At 66.2% G+C, this 21,159-nt stretch carries 16 protein-coding genes and 1 pseudogene; 13 read left to right on the forward strand and 4 right to left on the reverse strand.

The genetic code is table 11. The features are described 5' to 3' along the window. Positions 1 to 46: 46 nt before the first annotated feature. The gene (locus tag ACIPEK_RS35250) at positions 47 to 2,449 is read right to left on the reverse strand and encodes a restriction endonuclease (RefSeq protein WP_402004747.1); all 2,403 of its coding nucleotides are present in this window, start codon (positions 2,447 to 2,449) and stop codon (positions 47 to 49) included. A gap of 387 nt (positions 2,450 to 2,836) precedes the next feature. On the opposite strand from ACIPEK_RS35250, the pseudogene ACIPEK_RS35255 reads away from it, so the two are divergent. From ACIPEK_RS35255 to ACIPEK_RS35265, 3 genes and pseudogenes are all read left to right on the forward strand, one after another. Then, positions 2,837 to 3,397 (forward strand): annotated as a pseudogene (locus tag ACIPEK_RS35255) (zinc-ribbon domain-containing protein); the annotation flags it as partial. 526 nt (positions 3,398 to 3,923) lie between these two features. Next, the gene (locus ACIPEK_RS35260; protein WP_402004799.1) at positions 3,924 to 4,106 is read left to right on the forward strand and encodes a zinc-ribbon domain-containing protein; all 183 of its coding nucleotides are present in this window, start codon (positions 3,924 to 3,926) and stop codon (positions 4,104 to 4,106) included. A gap of 314 nt (positions 4,107 to 4,420) precedes the next feature. After that, positions 4,421 to 5,455: a hypothetical protein gene (locus ACIPEK_RS35265; protein WP_402004750.1), complete on the forward strand. Its 1,035-nt coding sequence runs from the start codon at positions 4,421 to 4,423 to the stop codon at positions 5,453 to 5,455. A gap of 28 nt (positions 5,456 to 5,483) precedes the next feature. Here ACIPEK_RS35265 and ACIPEK_RS35270 read toward each other — a convergent pair whose 3' ends face one another. Beyond that, complete coding sequence (locus ACIPEK_RS35270; protein ID WP_402004752.1) at positions 5,484 to 6,491, reverse strand: hypothetical protein; 1,008 nt, start codon at positions 6,489 to 6,491, stop codon at positions 5,484 to 5,486. A gap of 593 nt (positions 6,492 to 7,084) precedes the next feature. Then, positions 7,085 to 8,107 carry a hypothetical protein gene (locus ACIPEK_RS35275; RefSeq protein WP_402004755.1) on the reverse strand — a complete coding sequence of 341 codons (1,023 nt, stop codon included), beginning with the start codon at positions 8,105 to 8,107 and terminating at the stop codon, positions 7,085 to 7,087. Positions 8,108 to 9,002: 895 nt separating this feature from the next. On the opposite strand from ACIPEK_RS35275, the gene ACIPEK_RS35280 reads away from it, so the two are divergent. The 10 genes from ACIPEK_RS35280 to ACIPEK_RS35325 all read left to right on the forward strand — a co-directional run bounded on the left by ACIPEK_RS35280 (position 9,003) and on the right by ACIPEK_RS35325 (position 20,829). After that, complete coding sequence (locus ACIPEK_RS35280) at positions 9,003 to 9,560, forward strand: hypothetical protein (RefSeq protein ID WP_402004758.1); 558 nt, start codon at positions 9,003 to 9,005, stop codon at positions 9,558 to 9,560. 68 nt (positions 9,561 to 9,628) lie between these two features. Beyond that, entirely contained in the window at positions 9,629 to 11,224 is a 1,596-nt protein-coding gene (locus ACIPEK_RS35285) for a Mu transposase C-terminal domain-containing protein (protein WP_402004761.1), read from the forward strand. Next, positions 11,221 to 12,315: an AAA family ATPase gene (locus ACIPEK_RS35290; RefSeq protein ID WP_402004764.1), complete on the forward strand. Its 1,095-nt coding sequence runs from the start codon at positions 11,221 to 11,223 to the stop codon at positions 12,313 to 12,315. Before ACIPEK_RS35285 ends, ACIPEK_RS35290 begins: the two co-directional genes overlap by 4 nt. After that, positions 12,312 to 13,100, forward strand: a complete 789-nt coding sequence (locus tag ACIPEK_RS35295) for an AAA family ATPase (protein WP_402004766.1) — start codon at positions 12,312 to 12,314, stop codon at positions 13,098 to 13,100. Before ACIPEK_RS35290 ends, ACIPEK_RS35295 begins: the two co-directional genes overlap by 4 nt. 143 nt (positions 13,101 to 13,243) lie before the next feature. Beyond that, on the forward strand, positions 13,244 to 14,239 hold the full coding sequence (locus ACIPEK_RS35300) for a hypothetical protein (RefSeq protein ID WP_402004769.1): 996 nt from the start codon (positions 13,244 to 13,246) through the stop codon (positions 14,237 to 14,239). A gap of 10 nt (positions 14,240 to 14,249) precedes the next feature. Continuing rightward, positions 14,250 to 14,819 carry a telomere-protecting terminal protein Tpg gene (tpg, locus tag ACIPEK_RS35305; RefSeq protein WP_402004772.1) on the forward strand — a complete coding sequence of 190 codons (570 nt, stop codon included), beginning with the start codon at positions 14,250 to 14,252 and terminating at the stop codon, positions 14,817 to 14,819. A gap of 298 nt (positions 14,820 to 15,117) precedes the next feature. Further along, positions 15,118 to 16,554 carry an IS1380 family transposase gene (locus ACIPEK_RS35310; RefSeq protein WP_402004802.1) on the forward strand — a complete coding sequence of 479 codons (1,437 nt, stop codon included), beginning with the start codon at positions 15,118 to 15,120 and terminating at the stop codon, positions 16,552 to 16,554. A 780-nt stretch (positions 16,555 to 17,334) separates the two neighbouring features. Next, the gene (locus ACIPEK_RS35315; protein WP_402004775.1) at positions 17,335 to 17,937 is read left to right on the forward strand and encodes a DNA-binding protein; all 603 of its coding nucleotides are present in this window, start codon (positions 17,335 to 17,337) and stop codon (positions 17,935 to 17,937) included. 22 nt (positions 17,938 to 17,959) lie between these two features. Continuing rightward, complete coding sequence (locus tag ACIPEK_RS35320) at positions 17,960 to 20,116, forward strand: coiled-coil domain-containing protein (protein ID WP_402004778.1); 2,157 nt, start codon at positions 17,960 to 17,962, stop codon at positions 20,114 to 20,116. After that, positions 20,116 to 20,829 (forward strand): helix-turn-helix domain containing protein, encoded by a 714-nt coding sequence (locus ACIPEK_RS35325; protein WP_401759594.1) that lies wholly within the window; start codon positions 20,116 to 20,118, stop codon positions 20,827 to 20,829. The genes ACIPEK_RS35320 and ACIPEK_RS35325 overlap by 1 nt, the downstream gene beginning before the upstream one ends. A gap of 159 nt (positions 20,830 to 20,988) precedes the next feature. Here ACIPEK_RS35325 and ACIPEK_RS35330 read toward each other — a convergent pair whose 3' ends face one another. Next, positions 20,989 to 21,147, reverse strand: coding sequence for a hypothetical protein (locus ACIPEK_RS35330; RefSeq protein WP_402004781.1), 159 nt, complete (start codon positions 21,145 to 21,147; stop codon positions 20,989 to 20,991). Positions 21,148 to 21,159 lie beyond the last annotated feature (12 nt).

Consider the following 21,159-nt stretch of genomic DNA (forward strand, 5'->3'; position numbering starts at 1 on the left):
CAGGTCTCAGAAGGGCGCGTCCACGGCAACGCCGTCTGCGGCGGCGTCAAGTCCTTCCCGGCGCCGATGAAGCACCCAGAGACCGGAACAAGGCTGCCACGGAGGCAGTAGCGTCAGCAGGGGACGCGGTCACAGGGGTGCGACGGGGGAGTACGACTGGGGCCCGTCTGAGCGGAGACGGCGTCTCCTCCTTCTCGGCTTCGAGGAGAGGGGACAGACGCTCGCGGGTATCGGTGAAGTTCCATCCGACGACATCCTCGATCGAGTCGATCTGCTCGGCCACGTCCTCCGGGTCGTAGTCATCAAGGTGACGTGCCAGGTAGGCGTCGACCTCGGCGGGAGAGTAGGTGTCGACGGTCGGCGCCAGACCGAGACTGGCGAGGGCGTTGGCGTACTGGACCAGCGTCTGGGCCAGGTCTGCCTCGTAGCCGGTGCCCTGCTGGTGGGCTATCCGCGGTTCGTGGCTGGCCCAGGCGTGACTGATGACGCCGCGGATCTGAGAGATCGGATCGAGGAGCGAGTGGCCTGCCGGCCAGGGGGGATTGGCGCTCTCGATCGCCGCAGCGAGTTCCGTAACCAGTTCCGCCAGCAGATCAATGGATGTCATGCGCTGCCCGTCCATGAGCAGCGTGACACGCAAGAGAGCGCCGGCGAACCAGTCGGCCGGCAGCGCTGCCCCCGGGGCGGCATGACGGTCGCCGTGAACGCGCACGATCAGCGTCAGGGCTTCAACGAGCGAGGCAAGTTCCTGGACGCTCACGTGGGCGAGATCTTCCGCATGGCATGGGTGGAGGTCCCACAGTTCCCGCAGCCGGACCAGCAACTGCCTGGCACACGTGTCGAGAACGTTACGGAAGAGGTCTTCACCGCTGGAGAAGAGCCGCAGGTTGCTCTCAAGCTCGGTGGCCTCACCCCGCCTGCACACAGGAATCAGATCATCAAATTCGGCTGCGTTCCTGATGATGGCGGTCATGGCACCGGGACTCATGGACAAATACCGAATGAGGAAGTCCCGTTGGCTGGGATCGGCCAAGGCCAGAATCTGGCGGCCTCCATGAAGCGCCTTCGTGATCCACGACCCGGTGAGGCGCTCGACGGCGGCGTCGACATGGGAGTCTGACGACGGGATGCTTGCCAGTCGCCGGACGACCCCTTGCCACTGCGCCAATTGCGAATCCATCAGCGACAGGGTCAGCAGCAACTGCTGATCGACCGGCGGTAGCGCCCGGAAACTCGCCCCCCAGATCTCGTGAGGGTTCTCCAGAGCTTCCTCCAGGTCGTCGATCAGCTCCCGAGCACTCCTCGCCCTGTTGCGCCGGACAACGATCTCGATGAGACGAGGGGAGTAGTTTGGGTGGCCGGCCACCCGGTGCCACCAGGATCCGACGGAAAGGTCCTGCCGAGCCTGCGGATCGGTCATGGCGAGGTGGACATGGTTGAAAAGCATCCGGCTGCGGACGTCGTAGGGAAGGCGTGCTACCGGGACGTGACAGTGCGCGAGTCGTTCGACCGCGCGTCGGGAGGCATCACTGAGCCGCACCGTCTCCTGCAATACCTGCACCCGACTCGTCATGATCAAAAGCTTGGATGCAGTGCGGTCGGCCTGCCGCTCGACTATCGACTCGATGAACTCGGACATGTCCGTGTCATGGTGACGTGAACCGTGGTCCTGATGGTGCGTCTGTCCCCAGGCGTCGTCGAAGAAGAACACCGTGGGAGTGTCGTCCTCAAGCCACACCCACCACTGATCGACGGTTCGCGGGTCAACGACCACCCGAAAGCCGCGGTGCCACCACAGCAGCAACAGATACTCGGCGATCGTCGTCTTGCCCGCCCCGGGCGCCCCGCTCAGCAGCACACAGCCGTGCTCCTTAAGCGCCAACTCGGCCACTTCGCAGGTCTCGTGATGCACGAAGCGGAGGTAGTTGCGCTCGATACGCTGGATCCTGGACTCACCGCGCAGGAAGACTCCGTCCTGCATCATGGCGCGTACGGCCTGCGTTGAGGAGATCCACAGCTTGAAATGACGTCGCTCGACCTCGGGGTGCAAAGCGAGCACGGCATTGAGCCAGCCCCGCCCGTACACCTCCACCGTCTCGGCGACCCTCGCCAGAGCATCCTTCGTCTCCCTCTCGGTGCCAGGGGTCAGTTCAGCGGACGTGACAAACACATACCGGACCGGTGTGAAGCCCATGCCTGCCGCCTTGCCCGCTTCCTTCCTGGCGGCCCGGAGAACTGAGCCCTTGTCCGCAGAGGGCGTGTGCTTGCACTGCGCCACCACCCAGCCCTTGTCCGTGGCCGCCTTCAGGTCGATCCCCCCGTCCGCACCCACCCGGTACGTGGAGTAGACCAAGCCATCCTGCGCGGACAGCAAGTCACGGACGAACACTTCGAAGTCATAGGGGGACAAGCTCGCAAAGTCATAGTCCGGAGCAGCGATCCCGCTCACCTCTCAAGATCCTCAGCGCATCGGCAGGGCCAGCCGCCCGTAGAAGATCGAACCACACAGTGCCCCACGGCCGCGGTACTGCCAAGCGGCACCCTCCCCGGCAGACCGTCCAACTGCGACGTGACAGCACCGATCACTGAATGCCTCTGCCGCTCCCCGCAGCAAAAGGGCGAACACCCACCTCCCGGAATCGCCAGAGAGGCTCGCCGACCCGCCTCTGAAAGCTGATGTGTCGCGAGTTCACCTTCGCTGAACTGTCCGCAGCCAAAGCCACTGTCAGTACCGCGAGTTAACCTCACGGCCGTGACAAGCACATCCCGACCCGCCGTCGGCCCCCAGCAAGGGAGATCAGCCAGAAGGACCAGCCTCAGGCTGGCCGCACCGCAGGTGGCCGCCGAATGGCACCCCACCCACAACGGCGATCTCACACCGGACTCGGTCACAGCAGGGTCGAGACGAAAGGCATGGTGGCTCGGCTCATGCGGCCACGAGTGGCAGAGCGTGATCCACAGCAGGAGCAGCGGATGCGGATGCCCCTACTGCGGAAGCCGCAAAGTGGGCTACGGCAACGACCTGACAACGCAGTTCCCCGACGCGGCCAGCGAATGGCATCCCGTCCGCAACGGTGACGTGCAACCCGACAGGATCGCCCCTAAGCCAAACCGGAAAGTCTGGTGGCTGGGGCCCTGCGGCCACGAGTGGGAGGCAATCGTAGCCAACCGCACATCCCGGCGCTCCGGATGCCCCTACTGCGCCAACCAGAAGGTCGGATACGGCAACGACCTCGCCACCAGGCACCCCGAAATCGCAGCACAATGGCACCCCACCCGCAACAATGACCTGACACCGCAACAAATCCCCTACGGAGCACGGCGCAACATCTGGTGGCGCTGCGCCAGCGGCCACGAATGGCGCGCCATGATCTTCAAGCGGTCCGCCGGAAGCTCGTGCGACCAGTGCAAGCTTATCGGTGTATCTGAAGTGGAGCTGAGGGCCTTCACCGAACTTCATCATGTGCTCGATGGCCATCTGAAGCCGCTCAGTCGTGACGTGCGTCTGAGCACGCCCCACCGGCAGCGCCTGCGAGTGGACATGATCCTCGGCGACATCGCAGTGGAGTACGACGGGTCCTACTGGCACAAGAACACGAGCACACGCGACCAGGAAAAGACACAGCGGCTGCAACGCGCCGGCTACAAGGTGATCAGGGTGCGCGAGCACCCACTGCCCCTGACCGGCCCCAGCGACACCACGGCACCCAGAGCCGCCAAGCCCTTCCAGGTAGCAGCAGTGGTGCTGCAGAAGATGATCGACGAAGACTTTCTCCCCGCAGCCGCGGCGAGAGAAGCGGCCGCGACGTACATCGCCGGCGGCCGGCTTGTCGCCAGAGAAGAAGCAGACTGTGCCGTCAACGCGCTACGCGCTCGAGACCACGGGTCAAGATCCCTTGCCGCACGATTCCCCCCGCATCGCCGTGCAGTGGCACCCGACGCTCAACGGGATTCTCACGGCCACACACGTTACCCCCCACACCCGGCGCGTGGTGTGGTGGCTCTGCGCGCGAGGACACGCCACCCAAGACTCCGTGGCCAACCGAAGCAAGGGGATGGTTTGCCAGCACTGCCCCAACTCCCGCAGAAACCGGCGCGGTCGATGAAGGCATGAGAGTGCATGCCCACCAGCCCGTGGAGGTAGGGCGATCACGACCGTGAGGCCCGGCCCCTGGGGAAGGACGTGCATTCCGACTGGCTCAGTCGGCGAGCGTCTGGCGCATGACCCTCTACCAGGTGGTCAGGTCGACCAGGAGATCGCAGTGGGCAACGGTCCCCTCATCGGCTGTCAGTACCCGTCGCTACTCTGCTGGTTGAGCTGTTTACAGGAGGCGTGATGACAGACAAGACGGCAGACATCCAGGAACTGTGGCCGCAGGTCCTGGAAGCAGTAAAGAACCGGCGACGGTTCACCTGGATCATGCTGAGCCAGAACGCGAAGGTGCTCTCCTACGACGGCGCCACCCTGACGCTGAGCCTGACCACCCAGGGGGCGTACGACAACATCGTCTCATCCGGTTCTGACACCGTGCTCGACGACGCACTCGGCCACATCTTGCACGTCCGCCCCGCTGTTGCGTGGCTCCTGGAAGGAAAGGCAGCGCCCGCCCTTCCCCGCTCTACACCGGAAGGCCACTCAGCGACGAAGGTGCATGTGTCCGTCGCCGTGACGACCCCTGAATCTTCGCCTGAGCCATCTGAGGCACCTGCACCGACATTGCATCTCGTTCTGGCCCAGACAGCGTTCCTCATGCACGAGCAAGGCAACAGCCAGGCTGCTGCTCTGCTGGCGGACGTCGAGGACGTGGAACTGGTGCCAGGTAACCGATTCGGAGACTGGCAGGAAGCCGTCCTCATCGTGCCGCCCTACCTTGTTCCCCGGTTCACAGAGGACGTCATCGCAGCGATCCAGCCGGTGTTCGACCACGTGGCCGGGCGGCACGGCCTCGAGATCGGCGGCGTCACTGCCGCACCCGCGCTCCCCGACATCAGTGACGACTGGCGGAAGGTTCTGCAGGAAAGACTGGCCAAGGGAGCAGCATCCAACCAGGCGTCGAGGACTCGCGCCCAGGGAGTGGCTCCCGTGCTCAAAAGAGACGGCTTCGTATTCGACTCGCGTGAGGAAGTACTCGTCTACGAGGCGCTGAAGAGGGTGCAGGCGGCGCTGCCCCAGGATTCCACCCTTTCCATCTTTCCACTGCCTATGGGGCGCGTAGGAGTCGGCAATGCCTGGACGCCGGACTTTCTCGTCACCCTTTCCGGCCGCGTGGGGATCATTGAGGTCGACGGCCCTCATCATCAGAAGCGCTACGGCGCGGACACTACGCGCGACCGGCACTGGCGCAACAGCGGGATCGTCCACATCGAGCGGATCCTTGTCGAAGAGACCAGTGCCGACTCCGACCTCGACGCGCTCGTCCGGCAGTTCCTCACACGGCTGCGTGAGTACCGCTGACGCATAGGTCAACTCCACTGCTAAAGCGCTACTTGCCACGAAGCTCGTCGATTCGACGCTGTTCCCACCAGTCCAGGATCAAGTCGAGGCGCCTGACAGATGGTTCGATCCGGCTCAGGGATCGGTCCAGGTTGATGAATGGAATCATCAGACTGGTGAGCGACGACGTCTTGTACCTCAACCCCTCAGCCTGTTTCCCCCAGGATGGCACGTGCTTGGCCACGTCACTCAGACCGGTCAGCATGCGGGCCATGTCGTCATCTGGTAGGGAAGAATCCGCTTCCCCGGAGTTGTCGACGCCCAAGAGTGCCTGCGCGGTTGATACGGCCGCGGAGACGACCTGTACACGCTTTACTGCGTGGTCGTGGAACCGACGGGCCATCGCTTTGACATCGACGTCCACGTCCTCGACGAGCCGGCCCCGAAGCTGCTGGGGTGTCACGATGGGAGACGGGTCCGAAGACGCCATCGTCCACGCGATCGGTTTGTGCCGACCGAGAAGTTCGTTTGCCAAAACCCTATAGGCCAGTACGAGGTCTGAGATCAGGTCCGGCTCGAGCGTATCCCGGTGATACGCCGCGTTGCGGTACTGGTGGAGCCGGTCGAGTACTTCGCGTTCCTGGGCTGTCAGGACGCTCCTCTGCATCAGGAACTTGGTCTTTTCGTGCAGATGGTCATCCATGGCCTTACGGCGATCCGGTCCCACGTGGTCGTCGACCAGCCGACTGAGCTGCTCCTTGAGCTCCCTGCCGCTGTCACGGAACTCGCGCATCTCTTCAATGACGCTGTCCGCGATCTGCAAGGCCAGTTGGGCGTTGACCTCACGGCCGACGACCACCTCAACCAGGTGGTCAAGGAGGATGAGAGCAAGACGGTCGTGTGCCTGATCGCCTGCCCTGGCGCATCGCTGGATCTCGGTTATCTCGACCGCGAGCCAGTTCCACTGCTCGGCCTGCTGTACGGTGACGCGGTCCCAGTCGGACGCGAAAGGCTGTATAGGGGGCATGGCACCAGTTTCCCAGTGCCCGACCGCCATCGACCGTAGGCTTCAGTGATAGCTGTTCTGAGCGCGTATCACCGACCAGCCCGCAGTAAAAGGCACGGCGAGTTCGCCTCACGTCAGGAGCAGGGCCCAGGCGAAGGCGGATGTGCGAAGCCGGGCCGGTACTCCAGCCTCGCCCGCAGCCGCCCAAGCAGGGCAGGAGGCAAGGCGACCGCAGAGCACCCTTTGCCCGCCGCCCCCGCATGGATGGCTAGCGGCTGCAGTAGACGGTGAAGTCGCCTGCACTGATGTCGCGGACGGACTTCTCCGCGCCAGCGGGCCGCTCATCGGTCGCTTCGCGACTCGCATGCTTCGCGAGGTCACCGGGTTCGAGAGACCGACCGATCCTCTGGCAGGCATACGGTCTTTGACTCTCATAGACGGCCTGCCTCGTAGGCGCGGAGCGGCCACTGGACACCACGTCGGTCCGCGTCCTCCGTACAGCCCGACAAACCTGAGCATGTCCAACAGGTTCCGTGCCTGACGGCCATACCTACGCGGCGGGCCGACGGTCGCCGCAACGTCTGGCCGGAGACGTGGCGTGCGCTGTGGTTGAGTGCCCAGCCCCGCCTCACGGCCAGCAATTTTCAGTCGAAGAGGCTCTCTTGTACGGCAGGCGCGTTGCGGGGGCGGGGGAGTGGGCGACGCATCGCTTCCGCGGGCGCGGGCGTGCCGGCGGAGCCCTCGGTCAATGCGTGCTGGCATGCGGCCCGTAGCTCAGGCAACGTGAGTCGGCATCCCTGAAGATCCAGGAATTCCTGCACGCTCCAGTTGATGAGCGCGCCTTGCCGGGACAGGTACAGCCCTACATCCGTGACAGCGAAGGCGTCGCTGTAGTCGAGCAGGAGATAGCCAGCGAGCTGGTAGATCTCGGCCCGGCTCATCCGCTCCGGCCGGATGGTCGCTTTGCAGTCGATCAGCTGCCCGTCCAGGATGAAATCGGCGTCCGCTCCGCCGACATCGCGACTGCCGTCGAACACCGGGCCGCCGATCCGTGCAGTGGCGGGCAGCTTGATAAGGCGGTCAAAGGGGCCCGGCGCGCCGGCCAGCCGCATCTGGCTGCGGACATCGGCCACCACGTAATCGGGTACCGCAGCGGCAATGTCGTCGAGGGAGTCCCCAGGCCGGGTTGAACCGAGAGTGTTGCCCCGTACCCACCCCACGCAGCGGAAGATGGCTTCGAAACTGGACGCGACGTGGCACAGACGCACGAGACGGTCCTCGGATGCGTCGTCGAGGGTGAGCGGCTGACCATCAGCGTTTTCATACCGGCACAGTTCCTCCAGCAGCACCTGCCCCGCTGCCTGCACGGTGCTGATGACTTCCAAGCTTGGCCATCCGTCGTCGTCGAGCGCGGCGCGCACCACGCCTTCCCGGATCGGCTGGCCGGTGGGCACGCCGAGGCTGATACGGAGCCGGTGGTCGATGGTGTGCCCCAGCATCCGGTAGTCCGCGCGCCGGCCCGCTTCAGGTGCGGGCTTGACCGGAGGCGAGTGCTGGGCCAGGCGATGGCTGTAGTCGGACAGCAAGACGTCAGGGGAGGGGAGGTGCTCCGCCAGGAAGCGCGAGATGGCGGAGGCCGGATCCTTCAGACACGAAGTGAGACTCATGCGAGACATCGTGACGGCCACCTCTGACAACGCATCAGGAGCAAATCGTTTCCTCTCCTCCTGAAGGACATGAAACCGGCCAAGCGAAGAAAGCGATGTGTGTCGTGCTCGGCTCACGAGACCCGTGGTTTCCAACGCGTGAGTGATAGCAGAGCAGGCCAAGGCGCGGTTATGAGCCATTAAATTCTCGGCGCTCAGCTGGACCGGGTTCAGGCCTCTGAGTCGCTACGTCGGTATGCATCCACCCGGTGTGGACCGTCGAAGAGGTGTATCTCCTGAGAGGTTGATTTGCGGCCACGCAGAGCAAGTTTCCGCCAAATGCGGCGACAGGTGAGCAAGTTACCTCTTGGTAGTCGCGCGTATTGTCAGTGGTGGGCACTAGGGTGACGGCCCCTTCGGCCCACCAGTCGGCTTGGCGCCCATCCCCATCGCCACGCGAAACAGCGAATGACCGGCCTTACACCGCTTCCTGATCCGTGCAGCAGCCTTCCTGCTCAGCACCGCAGGACGTCCGCCATGCCCATTCCCACCCCGTCTTTTGCGTCGATCGCGTCAGCAGATGCGGGTGCGTGCCGCGCCGCTCTGCTTCAACGCCGTAACTACGTTGCGTCGTCAGCATCCCTAAAACGAACTCTGCAATGGTTAAGAACTGAACAATGCTCAGGGGATTGACTACGCGCGTTGCGCAGTCACCCGTGCAACGTCCGCATAACGGTTAGCGAGCCGAGCGCTGACATATCGTCCTGCCAGCCGGTGTGAAACAACACGCCACCGGCAACGGCCCACGCCACTTGCTCCCTGTGCTTCCCGCCTCTGCCCCTGGCGCCACACAGCGGTCCGACCACGCGCTGTGCCGTGCCAATGCCGCACAGCGAACGACATACAGGAGCATGCGATGGGATTCGGAGAACTGGGCACCAAGGGCCTCGAAGGAGGACGAGCCCTTGCCAAGACCTTGGACAGGCGAGTCTTCGACGACGTCGCATGGACCCGTAGCGACCAGGAACGCCTGGAGCAGGCGGTGAAATACCTGTCCGCGAAGAAGGGTGCAGCAGCAGCTCTTCAGGCCCACCACATCACAACGGATCCGTCCGCTCTCACTCGGTGGTTGTCGACGGGCCACATGCCGGACCTGGACGTGCAACAACGCGTGCAGCATGCCTTCCGGGACCTGCGCCGCCGCAATATTGCCCCGTGGCTGACCCGCTACCTCAACGCCGGCGGCGGGACGCGCATCGAGATCCATCCCGTCGACCAGGAGGGCGTCGAAGCCCGTCATCGGCGCCCGCTACGGGTGAGGAATAAGAACATCTACCGCTGGGGCCCGATCGTGCAGGCCTGGGCCGGCCAGAACTTCCTCGAACTGGAACACCAGTGGGAGTGGGAGATTAGCGACCTGGACTCCGACTACCGCAGCTACGCATATGTCTCGCACATCGGCCTTTTCGGCTGACGTGCTGCCCCTCTAGCCCTCTCATCCTTACCGGCAGCCCGCATCATCATGAAGGGAGTGTTGTCACAATGCGCCGGGCCCCAAACGGCACCCTCGCGGACGAATCCACCCTGGTTCCTTCTTCTTCCCGCGAAAAGCGGGCGTTGCTGACCGCCGGGATCCGCTCACTGGTTGTGCTGCGCGAACGCGGTGAACTGACCAGCGCTGAGGTGAAGACCGTCGCGCGTACGGTCGGCGTCCATGAGCGCACCGTCTGGCGACGCCTAAAAAAGGCCCGGGCCGCTGGCACCGCGGACCTTCCACCCCGCAGCCGGTACACCGCCACCGGCGAGGTCCGCATCAAACTCGCCTACCACCGCGGCAACATCAAACGTGTCCACCAGGAGATGCTCGACGAGGCCGACGACCCCGAGCAAGTGCCCAGCCTGTCCACGCTGCACCGGGCCGTGAAACAGGACCTCGCCCCCGGCGACCTGACAGGCCTCCGATCCGGCATCCCCGCCTCCCGAGTACATGACCCCCATCTGAAACGCCCACCCACCTGCCGCAACGAAGAATGGGAAGGCGACCACAAACAGGCACCCGTCCTGGTCTGGGCCGACGGCAAACTGGTCAAGCCCTGGATCACATGGTTCTGCGACTGCCACACCGGCGTGACCATGGGCTGGGCCGTCACCCCGCACTACCCGCACCGCGGATCGATCCTGGCCGCCCTGCGCTCCTGCATCCTCACCGACGACATCCACGGTCCGGCCGGCGGACTGCCCCGCCGAATCCGTATCGACCGAGGCAAAGACTTCCTCTCCCGAGCCGTCACCCAGGCCATGGGCAGCCTCGGCGTCCACGTCGAAGTCCTGCCGCCCTACACCCCGCACCTCAAAGGAAGCATCGAGAACCTCAACCGTGCGGCGACCAGCATGTTCTTCTCCACCCTGCCGCGCTACACCAAGGCGCAGAAGCTGGACACGAAGCGTCGGGCGGGGGAGAAGGACCCGGCGCTGACGTTCGAGAATTTCGTCGACCTTTTCGCCCAGTGGGTCCGCACCCGCAACACGGAGCACCGTATGGCGGGCCGGGGCAATCTGACGCCAATGGACAGCTGGAACAGCGACACCACCCCCTTGAGAGAACCTCCGCTGAAGGACCTGCACGTCTTCCTGATGGAAGGCGATCGCTCCACCCGTGTCATCCACGGGCACGGGATTCGCTGGCAAGGCCGCGACTACGTCGGTGCATGGATGACCGGCCGCACCGGTACCCAGGTCAACGTGCGCTTCCAGCCCCACCGCCCCCGCACCATCGAGGTGTTCCACGCCCAGACCCACCAGCACCTCGGCGCGGCACACCTGGCCGACGAGGCCAGCGAAGAGGAGATCCGCGCCGTCTACGAGGCCCGCGACGAGCGAGTCAAGCGCATCCGCCGCGATCTGGCCGACGCACAGCGCCGCCGCCGACTCCGCTTCCAGGCCGCCACCCAGCCGGGCCCAGCCCGTCTCGCCGGAACGATGACGCGCAAACAAGCCACGGCAGAACTGGCCGCCACCCGCCCTGCGCGGCCCAAAGACGACGGCGTCCCTGCCGGCTACATGCCCCGCCGAGTTACCCCTGGGGCGCGCTGGGCAATCCCCGCTCCATCGGCCAGCACACCCAAGGACACCGCATGACGCCACCTCCAGGAGTGAACCGCCTGGTCGGGCCCCAAGGACACATCCGCTGGCAGGGCCGCACCTACACCGGCGCCCTCACCCCAGCCCACGCCGGTACCCGGGTCACTGTTCACCCCTCCCCGCAACATGGGCAGATCGAGCTGACCGACCCCGCCACCGGCCAGGACCTCGGCACAGCACGCGCCCTGCACCCCGCGGCGCCCATCCCGGACACCACGCCCGAACCGACAACCGCCCCTGCACCACCCCTTCAACCCACAACCCAAGGAACAGAGCCCATGACGACCACCACCGACACCACCACCGAGACCAGCGACGACCCCGACTTCTACCTCGACCTGCCCGACGCCCGCATCGTGGCCACCGAAGCCCTGCTGGAAGCAGGCGAGAACATCGCCGACACCATCGACGCCCGTGCCATGTCCTGCATCTACGGGGACGCCGGGCTCGGGAAAACCTTCTCCGTCCTCGCCGCACTCAAGGAAGTCGCCCCCGACCTGGTCCTGCTCCTGCAGTTCCGCTCCCGTCCCACCCCGCGAGACATCCGCATGGAACTCTTCGAAGCCCTCCACCTGGAAGGCAAACCCCCCGCCCACCCCAGCGAATTCGACCGGCTCCTCAAGCTCTCCCTGGCCCGGCGCCCCTACGTCCTGGTCTGCGACGAGGCACAGCAGTTCAGCCGCGAGTGCTTCGAATTCGTCCGCCACCTGTGGGACACCGGGAGGAAGAAGAACCGGCCCGCCGTCCTGTTCGTCGGCGGCGAAGAATGCTACAAAACCCTCTACAACGAGCCCGCCCTTGCCTCCCGGATCTACATCTGGCAGGAATTCACGCCCATGGAACCGGACGAGGTGCTCAAGAACATCCCGCTGTTCCACCCCGTCTGGGCCTCCGTCCCCGCCGACCTGATCAACTTCATCGACCTGGAAGCTGGCGGTGGCACCTTCCGCATGTGGTCCAAAATCACCCACCACGTACTGGAAGGCATGAAGCGCCGTGGACTGAGCGAAGTCAACGAAACCATCGCCCGCTGGGCCATCCACCGCGCCCGCCCCGCCCGCCCTGTACGGCGCGACGACGACCGATGACCGCACCCTCATACCGGACCACGCGCACCACAACCATCAGCACCGCCCACGGAAACGTCCGCTCTGCCCGCCACCACCTCGACCTCACCACCGCCCGCACCGTGCACACCCGCCAGGTCGTCGCCACCACAGCCGCCCTCAAGACCACCGTCGCCCAACAAGGCATGCTGTGCATCGTCGGTCCCGCAGGGGCAGGAAAAACCTTCGCCCTCAACACCGTCCTGGACCAACACCCCGCCTGGCATCCCATCCGGCTCCTGCCCCAGCCCCAAGCCCGCCCCGACGACCTGCGCCACAGCCTCCACCACGCCCTGGGCCTGCCCAGCCCCCCGCCCAAAGACCCAGGCACCAGCGACGACCTCATCCGCCACGCCCTGCACCACCCCTCACGGCTCTTGGCCATCGACGAAGCCCACCAACTCTCCGCGTCCTGCGTGGAGTACGTGCGCTACCTCTACGACGACCCGCACACACGCGTGGCCGTCGCCCTGGCCGCCGGCAGCCACCGCCTCCGCGCCCTGCGAACCATCCCCGTACTCGCTTCCCGCGTGAGCTGCTGGCATGAACTCGACGTCCTGGACGAAGACGAGATCACCACCGTCATCCCCGCCTTCCACCCCCGCTGGAGGCGGGCCGATCCCGCCGTGCTCCGCGAACTCGACCAGGCATGGGCCCAAGGCAACTTCCGACGCTGGGCCACCCTCACCCACCGCAGCACCCAACGCGCCACCAGTGACCCGCAGGCACTACTGCACCAACTGACCCCCAGAGCGGCCAAAACATGACTCTGACCCCCACAGCACCACAAACGCCACGACCCGCCGGCGCGGAGAGAGGCGAGAAGTGGTGCCCGACCTGGCAGTCACATCACCACACCGCACTGCCGCCCGTCACCGTTGTCGTCACCCCACACGACGAGCCGCAATACATGCGCCTCGCATTCGCTGCACACAGGCCACCCCTCAGACGCATCACCGTCCACCCCACGCCCCTGGCCGGAACCGGCGCATACCTCGCTCACGACCTGATCCGCGCCCTCGGCAAACATCTGCCCGTTTCCGACGACAGGCACCCTCTGCCCACATGGACCAACAACTCCGACCGCAGCTGGCGCATCGCCGCAGCCTGGTTCATCGCACTCAAAATCACCCACGTGACCGTCTGCAGGGCCCACCGCCTCAGCAAGCCCCAATGGGAACACCTGCTGGCACTCAGCGCCCTCACAGGCACCCGTCTCACCCTCCTGTGCAACGGCCCCCTCCCGCGCCACACCGCCGCCCTCCTCGACACGATTTTCCACCGTGTACTGGACACGCTGCGCGCCGCGACCGCCCACTGGCGTCCCCCAAGCGGTCCGCCGGCATCCGACAGCTACCCGTGGTGGCAGCACACGACCGCCTTCCCGCCCCGCGACGCCGAACTCTGGTTCCGCCTGCCCCCGCAGCCACGCGAGCCCCCCACTATCACATTCATTCCCGGCACCGAGCCGACCGGCGCCACCCCACCTCTGCCAGTCCCCGGACCACACCAACACCCCTGCCACCCCCACACCGCCCAGATCGCCGCCCGAATCCACACCCGCGTCGCTCACCCCGTCCACGCGACATGCGTCGCCCTGCGGGCCCTGACCGGCTACAACAGCCAGCAGATCAAAACCCTGCACGAAAGGTCAGGAAACGGCCTCCCCGAAATACCCGCATGGGCACAACTGCTTCTGAACGCCGCCCGTCACCTCACCCACCTACGAGGCCACCCAGACGCCCTCAACGTGCTCTCCACCCCGTCCTGGGAACACCCAGAGATTGAGCAGGCCCTGCGCGCCTGCCGCCTGCTACCCACACCACCTGCCCGCCACCACACCGCACCTGTCACTACTGGAGCACGCCGTGCAAACCGCAGCATGCTGCAGGCACGCGTCTTGTAAGGACCCGACCATGCTCAACGGCTACTCCACCGCCTCCATCACCGAAGCACTCGACATCGCCGACACTCACCACTGGACACGCCAACCACCGCGCTCCGACCGAGCCCGCCTACGCTTCCTCGCATCCCGTCACGCCGACCTTGGAGCCCTGGCCAGCCACCTGAGCACCAAGCCAGGCCTCGTCAAAGCCGTCATGGAGGAACGACGAGATGCACCGGGATCGCTATCCCAGGCCATTGCCAAAGACGTCGTCCGCCTCTGGCAGCCGCGCGTGCGCCGCCGCGCCCACCACCTGATCGCCACCGGCCACGACGGCATGCTCGTGCACTTCAAAGCTTGGTTCGGTTTCACCGGAGCAGCTGGCTCCTCCGATGACGGCCGAGTACGCCACATCACCGAACGGCTTCCCACGGCTTATGCCGCCCAGTTGTTCCAAGCCCGATACCGCAACGCTGACGACGGAGAACTCCGAGAAATCATTGCCGACGCCGTCGGCGAGGCATACTTCAACGTCTCACCCAGAGGCAAGCTCCATAGGGTGGGGCTTACCGACATCGTGTATATCGAGTTCTCTTACTGATCCCATTCCAGCCCGCGTGACGCACCGCGGAACGAAGCGCGTGCTTATCATCGTGTGCGGATCGACCACTCATGCCAGCCAGGGCTCACGTGCTGCTGGCCGAAGGGTTGCGGCGGATGTGCCCGCGTACGCGATGGAACCCGTCCGGCACCTTCGACATGCTGTTCCCCTCCCGCCGGCAGGCCGCGGAATGCGGCCCGTCCCTTAACCTCGCCGTTTCGGTTGGGATGAGGCCGGAAGCGGGGAGGAAATACGAAAGTGCCTTCTGAGCTGGGACGATGAACCTTGTCGAGGGGTTCTGTCGGTCCAAGCGGAAGGCACTTTCTGCGTGCAGGGCATCGGTTCTCGTCCCAAGCTCCACGTCTCCACTGACGGTTCGGGGGTGGTCGGGCACGCGGGTGCACGGTTGCTGGCGGATCTTGCCGATGCCACCGGTTTGACCACCGCCTACTCCACTGCGCTCAGGCCACTGCGACCGCGTGGCACCGGGCACGATCCAGGTCGGACCGCCGCCGATCTCGCGGTGATGCTCGCCGACGGCGGTGAGGCGATAGCGGATCTGGCCGTGCTGCGGGATCAGGGCGAGGTGTTCGGCCCGGTCGCCTCCACGCCCACTGCCTGGCGGTTGCTCGCCGACACCGACGGGGCAGTACTCGCTTCGCTGCGAGCGGCCCGCGCCTCAGCCCGGGAAGTCGCCTGGATGCAGGCCGCCGAGACCGGCCAGGGCATACCCGCTGTCCGGGCCGGCGGACGAGAACTTCCCGGCCTGGTCCTGGACCTCGACGCCACGCTGATCAACTCCCACTCGGAAAAGGAGCAGGCCGCGCCCACTTACAAGGGCGGCTTCGGCTTTCATCCGCTGCTGTGCTTCCTCGCGAACACCGGCGAGGCCGTGTCCGGGCGGCTGCGGCCCGGCAACGCTGGTGCCAACACCGCCGCCGATCACATTGCGGTGCTGGACGACGCTCTCGCGCAGATCCCCGACGCCCACCGGCACGGCACCGACATTCTCGTCCGCACCGACAGCGCCGGATCCGCGAAAGCCTTCCTCGCCCACATCAGGGTCCTGCGTGAGTTCGGCCTCAACATGCGGTTCTCGGTCGGATACGCAGTCACCGAGCCGGTCCGCCGCGCGATCCGCTCACTGCCCGAGCATCTCTGGCATCCCGCCCTGGCCCAGAACGGGACACTGCGAGACGGCGCCGAGGTCGCCGAGCTGACCGGCGTGGTCGACCTGACCGGCTATCCCGCCGGCACCCGCACCATCGTGCGCCGAGAACGCCCGCACCCCGGCGCCCAACTGTCCCTGTTCGACAGGGACGAGGGTCTACGTCATCAGGTGTTCCTCACCGACACCCCGTACTCCGGTGGCGGTTCCGCCCAGTTCCTGGAGGTCCGCCACCGCGGGCACGCCACCGTCGAGGACCACATCCGGTGCGGCAAGAACACTGGCTTCGGCCGCTTCCCCTCCCGCCGCTTTCCTGTCAACGCCGTCTGGCTCGAACTCAGCCTCGCAGCGATCGACCTCCTCGCCTGGACCCGATCCCTCCTCCTGGACGGGGAGCTGGCCACCGCCGAGCCGAAGAAGCTCCGCTACAGACTGCTGCACGTCGCCGCCCGCCTCACCCGCGGCGGCCGACGCCTCCGCCTGCGGATATCGGCGACCTGGCCATGGAGAAACGAACTCGCCGAAGCTTTCAACCGCCTCGCCGCTCTGCCCCGGCCAGCCGGCTGACCGACAACCTCCCTGACCGCCCACAACCCGAAGGACTCCGGAGAACCCGACCACCGCGCCGGGCCTCCACCATGCCCAAACAGCGAAATCACCTCGACCCCCTCGACGGCGGACGATCAGCAACACCTCACGACCCCAACCGAAACGGCGAGGCTAAGGAATTGGTGTAGCAGCGGGCACTGACAAAAACTGATGGATCATTACGGGGCACAGTCCGGCAAAGCCGCGATCAAGCCACCACAGCCTCCGCCACCCTGCCGTCCCGGCTTCCCAAGCTCCGGACGGCTTCACCTCGGCCGACCTGCTTCCCGGATCCCTGCCACCCCCCACCCTCACCCCACGAGCCTTCCGACACACAGCACCCCAGAGAAGCCCCCCACCTGCACACATGATGGTCGATGACACCGACGGCCCAGCCATGACGAATTGGCGAAAAGCAGCAGGCGCGTACTCGCAGCCGCAGTGCGCCGGGGCCGCCCGCTCCTGACCGCCACCCCGGAGCCAAGAGACCGGTTTCCCAGGCGACGACGCCGTGGCGTCCGGAGGCGGTGGGGTGACGTCCCGGAAGCCACGGGGTCGGCTGGCGCTGTCCAGCGGCCGGGCCGGGCGGGCGGCTCCAGCCGCTCAGAGACGGACCGTACGACCCGCCGGGCCGCGGAACTTGCGGTCCCCTCCAAGAGCCACACCAACTAGACTCAGATATCTGATCAGACTTGCATGAGTGGTGGGTCTGCCTATAGCGTCCAAGCGTGGCAACGCCCAGATCCGAGGAGGCAGGCCATGCTGCTGACCACCGGACAGGCCGCAGAGGAACTGGGCTGTGCGATTACCACTTACCGGCGTCTCATCAGGGCAGGCGTGCTTCCCGGCATCTCCCGGCGCGGTGTTCGCGTGATGACGCCGCTTTGGGTCGTCCAGGCACTGCAGAAACGCGCCCCTGCGCCCGTGGATCGCCTGGGCGCCGACCTGCTCGGGGTCCTGCGTGTCGACGCGGCACGGCAAGTCCAGGACACCGACAGGAAGTGGGCGGGCTACGCGGCAGGTCTTGGCCCCGATGACCTTCTCAAGGGCTTGAGGGGCTGGTGGCGCTGTGATGCCGCGAGCGTGGCCGCCGGGGGCGTGTTGCCAGTGACGCTGTCCGGTTACGTGGTGGCCGTCCTGACCGGCTTGGACAGGTGGGAGAAAGGTGAGGGCGGGCGGCACGCATTTCCGGACGCAGTCCTGGCCGGACACGTCACCGACCTGGCCACCCCCGTCAAACACCTGACCGCACCGCGGCAAACCGACCGGGACTTGGCGGACCTCCTCCTGGGTACCCGCCTCACTTCGCACTCGGGCGGCGCGATCGCGTACGTCGCAACCGGTAACCGTTCCGCCAACTGACCTGCAGGCACAAGGGATCGTGATGGACGCAAAAACCTACACCGCACAGTTGGCCGAGCTGCGCGCCCTGCGCGACGACATCAAGAAGACCCAGGCCGCGCTCGCGAAGCTGGAGGCGGAGCGTGCCCGGAAGATCACCGCGCTGGCCGGATACGAGAAGGCGAAAGCCGAACGCATCGCACCCGCAGCCGGGCTGAGCCTCGCTGACGTCGTGGCGATCGCCCCGATCCTTGCCCCGAACCGGCTCGCCGGCAACGTATCAGCAGCGGAGACCGCTGCAGTGTCCCCGGCGCCCGAACCCGCTGCCGAGACGGCACCGGTCAACGTCGCCGAAGAGGAACCCTCCCATGCCGGGACAGTCGCCCCGCCCATGACCCGCCCCGTCCCCGAGCCGGCGTCGGAGCCTGAACCACCCTCAGCAACCCCGGTTGCTGCTCTGCCGGCAGCGGCACCGCAGACTGCGCCGATTCCTCCCACCCGTATGGGGGAGAAGCGCACTCTTCCCGGCATTCCTGAAGGCCCCGACGGGGACCGGTGGTTCACCCACACTGCGAACCTGGCGTCCACGCACCCGAACTTCACCCAGCAGGCCCGCAGCATGGTCTTCCTCGACACTGATGCGGGCGTGCTGGTACACCGCGACCAGACCTTCCGCCTGGACCTGCCGAACGCCAGTGCCGCCGAAATCCTGAACGCGGTCTTCCACGTTCTGCCCGGCGGCGTCGAGCGGATCTACATCACTGCGGGCGCCCCCTGGCACCGCCAGGCCGACCAGCACCCCTTCCTCAAGGACGCCGTCGCCGCCTGGCTGAACGCCGCCACTCCCGGCTGGCGCACCGACACCGGCCGCGGCAAGGACCGCATGGCCGGGCACTTCGTCCACCCCCGTAACCCCGTCGGCCGCTTTCAGCGAGCGGACGGCGAGCAGCATGTCGAGATCCGTTCCGCGGGGGAGTGGTTCGACACCGAAGGTGCCGAACCCGCCATCATCCGCGACGCGTTCGTTCTGCTGTGGAAAGCGCTGCGCCACCACTGGCCCGACGCCGTCATCATGGGATCCCCCTCCCAGACCGGCCGCGACCTGTGGACCCGCACCATCCCCACCAAGGGCCAGTACACCGACGGCTACCCCGTCCTGTCCGAAGAGCTCCGCGGCCTCTTCCACGCCACCGCCGGACAGGGCCGCACCGAACTCATCACCCCACCCCGCGTCCCCGAACAACTCCCCGGCCTCGTCGAATACGACCGCACCTTCGCCTACGCCAAACACACCTGGAAATCCGGAGTCGGCACACCCCGCCGCGTCACCGCTGCCACCTTTGCCTCCTGGTCACAGAAGGAACAGACCAAGGCCCTGTTCGCCTGCGGCCACTGGCACGTCCGCGTCACCGTCCCCGACACCTGGAACCACGTCGGGATCCTCCCCGCGCCCTCCCCGGGCGACCGCGCCTGGCACTACCCCGCCACCCCGGGAACCACGTTCATCACCTGGGCCGGCGGACCCGAAATCCACACCGCCCTCGCCAACCCCATCCAGCCGTGGAACATCGAAATCCTCGACGGCATCCTCTTCGACGACGGTAAACCCCTCGACGACTGGTCCAAAAAACTCAAAGAAGCCTGGGCCTCCCTCAACGCCCAAGCCGACCTCAACGGCGACCCCACACAGCGCACCGCCGCCCACCTCGCCTCCCGCGCCGTACGCGCCATCCTCCTCTACGGCATCGGTGCCTTCGCCCAACGACCCCGCACCGTCACCGGCACCACCCCCCGCACCCACGAACGCGACGTCCCCCCAGACGCCGAAATCATCGGCTTCGACAACACCACCATCACCTGGCAACGCCCCACCGGCTTCACCCGCGACCCCAACGCCCACCCCGAATGGGCCGCCCACATCTGGTCCTCCGCCCGCGCCGCCCTCCTCTCCCAACGACACCGCGACGACGACACCTACGCAGGCGCCCTCCACGCCCCGCCCGGCACCGTCATCGCCTTCCGCACCGACGCCGTCTACCTCACCCAGCCCCAGAACTGGCCCTACCACGGACAACCTGGCGACTACCTGAACAAGGGGCACCTCGCTGGCCCCATTCCCGCGCCCACCACCGAGGACGAACTCCTCGCCCTGCGCGACAGCGGCCGCACCACCCCGCACGCCAACAAGGCCAACCTCTGATGCCACCCCGCCGCAGACGCACCCCCGCCCCCCAACTCAACGAAGCAGCCCGCCTCGCCGACCAACTCCAAGCAGCCGGCTACACCAAACGCGACATCGCCCGCATCATCAACCGAGACCCCTCCCTCGTCTCCCAGTTCTACACAAAAAACAAAGGCGCGGCCTTCGTCACAGCCCTCACCCAAGTCCTCACCGCCGTACAAACCGCAGGCATCACAGACACCACCGAACTCGCCACCATCGCCGCCCAGCACACCACCCGCCGCACCACCGCCACCGGCACCAAAGCCCGCGTCCGCACCAAAGCCGTCCTCATCACCCCCACCGGAACCGGAACCGGCCGCGCCGGAGCACAAGCCATCGCCTCCGGCTCCGCCCGCCTACGCCCCCTCATCGCCGAAGCCGCCCGCCAAGGTCTCCGCATGGCCTTCACCGTCCGCATGGCCAAGACTGGATACCTCCACGCCTCCGGTAGCCGCACCGACTCACCCGGCATCCGCCGCGACGTCATCCAACGCGCCGACCACACCGAAGAACGCTCCTACGGCTCCGCCACCACCGGCGGCTTCGACGCCGCAGACTTCGCCCACCGCGTCGACCAAGCAGGCGGCGACGTCACCGCCGCTGTCCACCAATGGCTCGTCGAAAACGGACGCATCCGCCCCGAGGCTCACATTACCCACCTCGAGATCCGCACCTGGCGCCCCCGCTGACGAAGGCCCATCAGGGCGAAGAGCCACCGCCACAGACACACATCGACGCAAAGGGGATCGTTTACGATGCACTCCCCGCACCTATCGCCGAAGGCCGAACGCGTTTCTGCGCAACCTGACTGCCATAACAGTGACCACTGCTGAGTGCAGCAGGCTCAGCTATGCGGCGTGCAACACCGCGTTGGCCTTGGCGACAAAGGCGTCGCAGGCTACCTGGGCCCTCTCCCCGCGCTTCAGCATGTCTGCCCTGTCATCAGTCCGTATGATCGCGCTGGTCAGCTCCAGCACCATGTTGGCCTGCTCGGCGAGCTGTTGCACGTCCGTCCGACT

The sequence above is a fragment of the Streptomyces sp. NPDC088246 genome (assembly GCF_044741025.1).
In the GTDB taxonomy this organism is placed as follows: Bacteria; Actinomycetota; Actinomycetes; order Streptomycetales; family Streptomycetaceae; genus Streptomyces.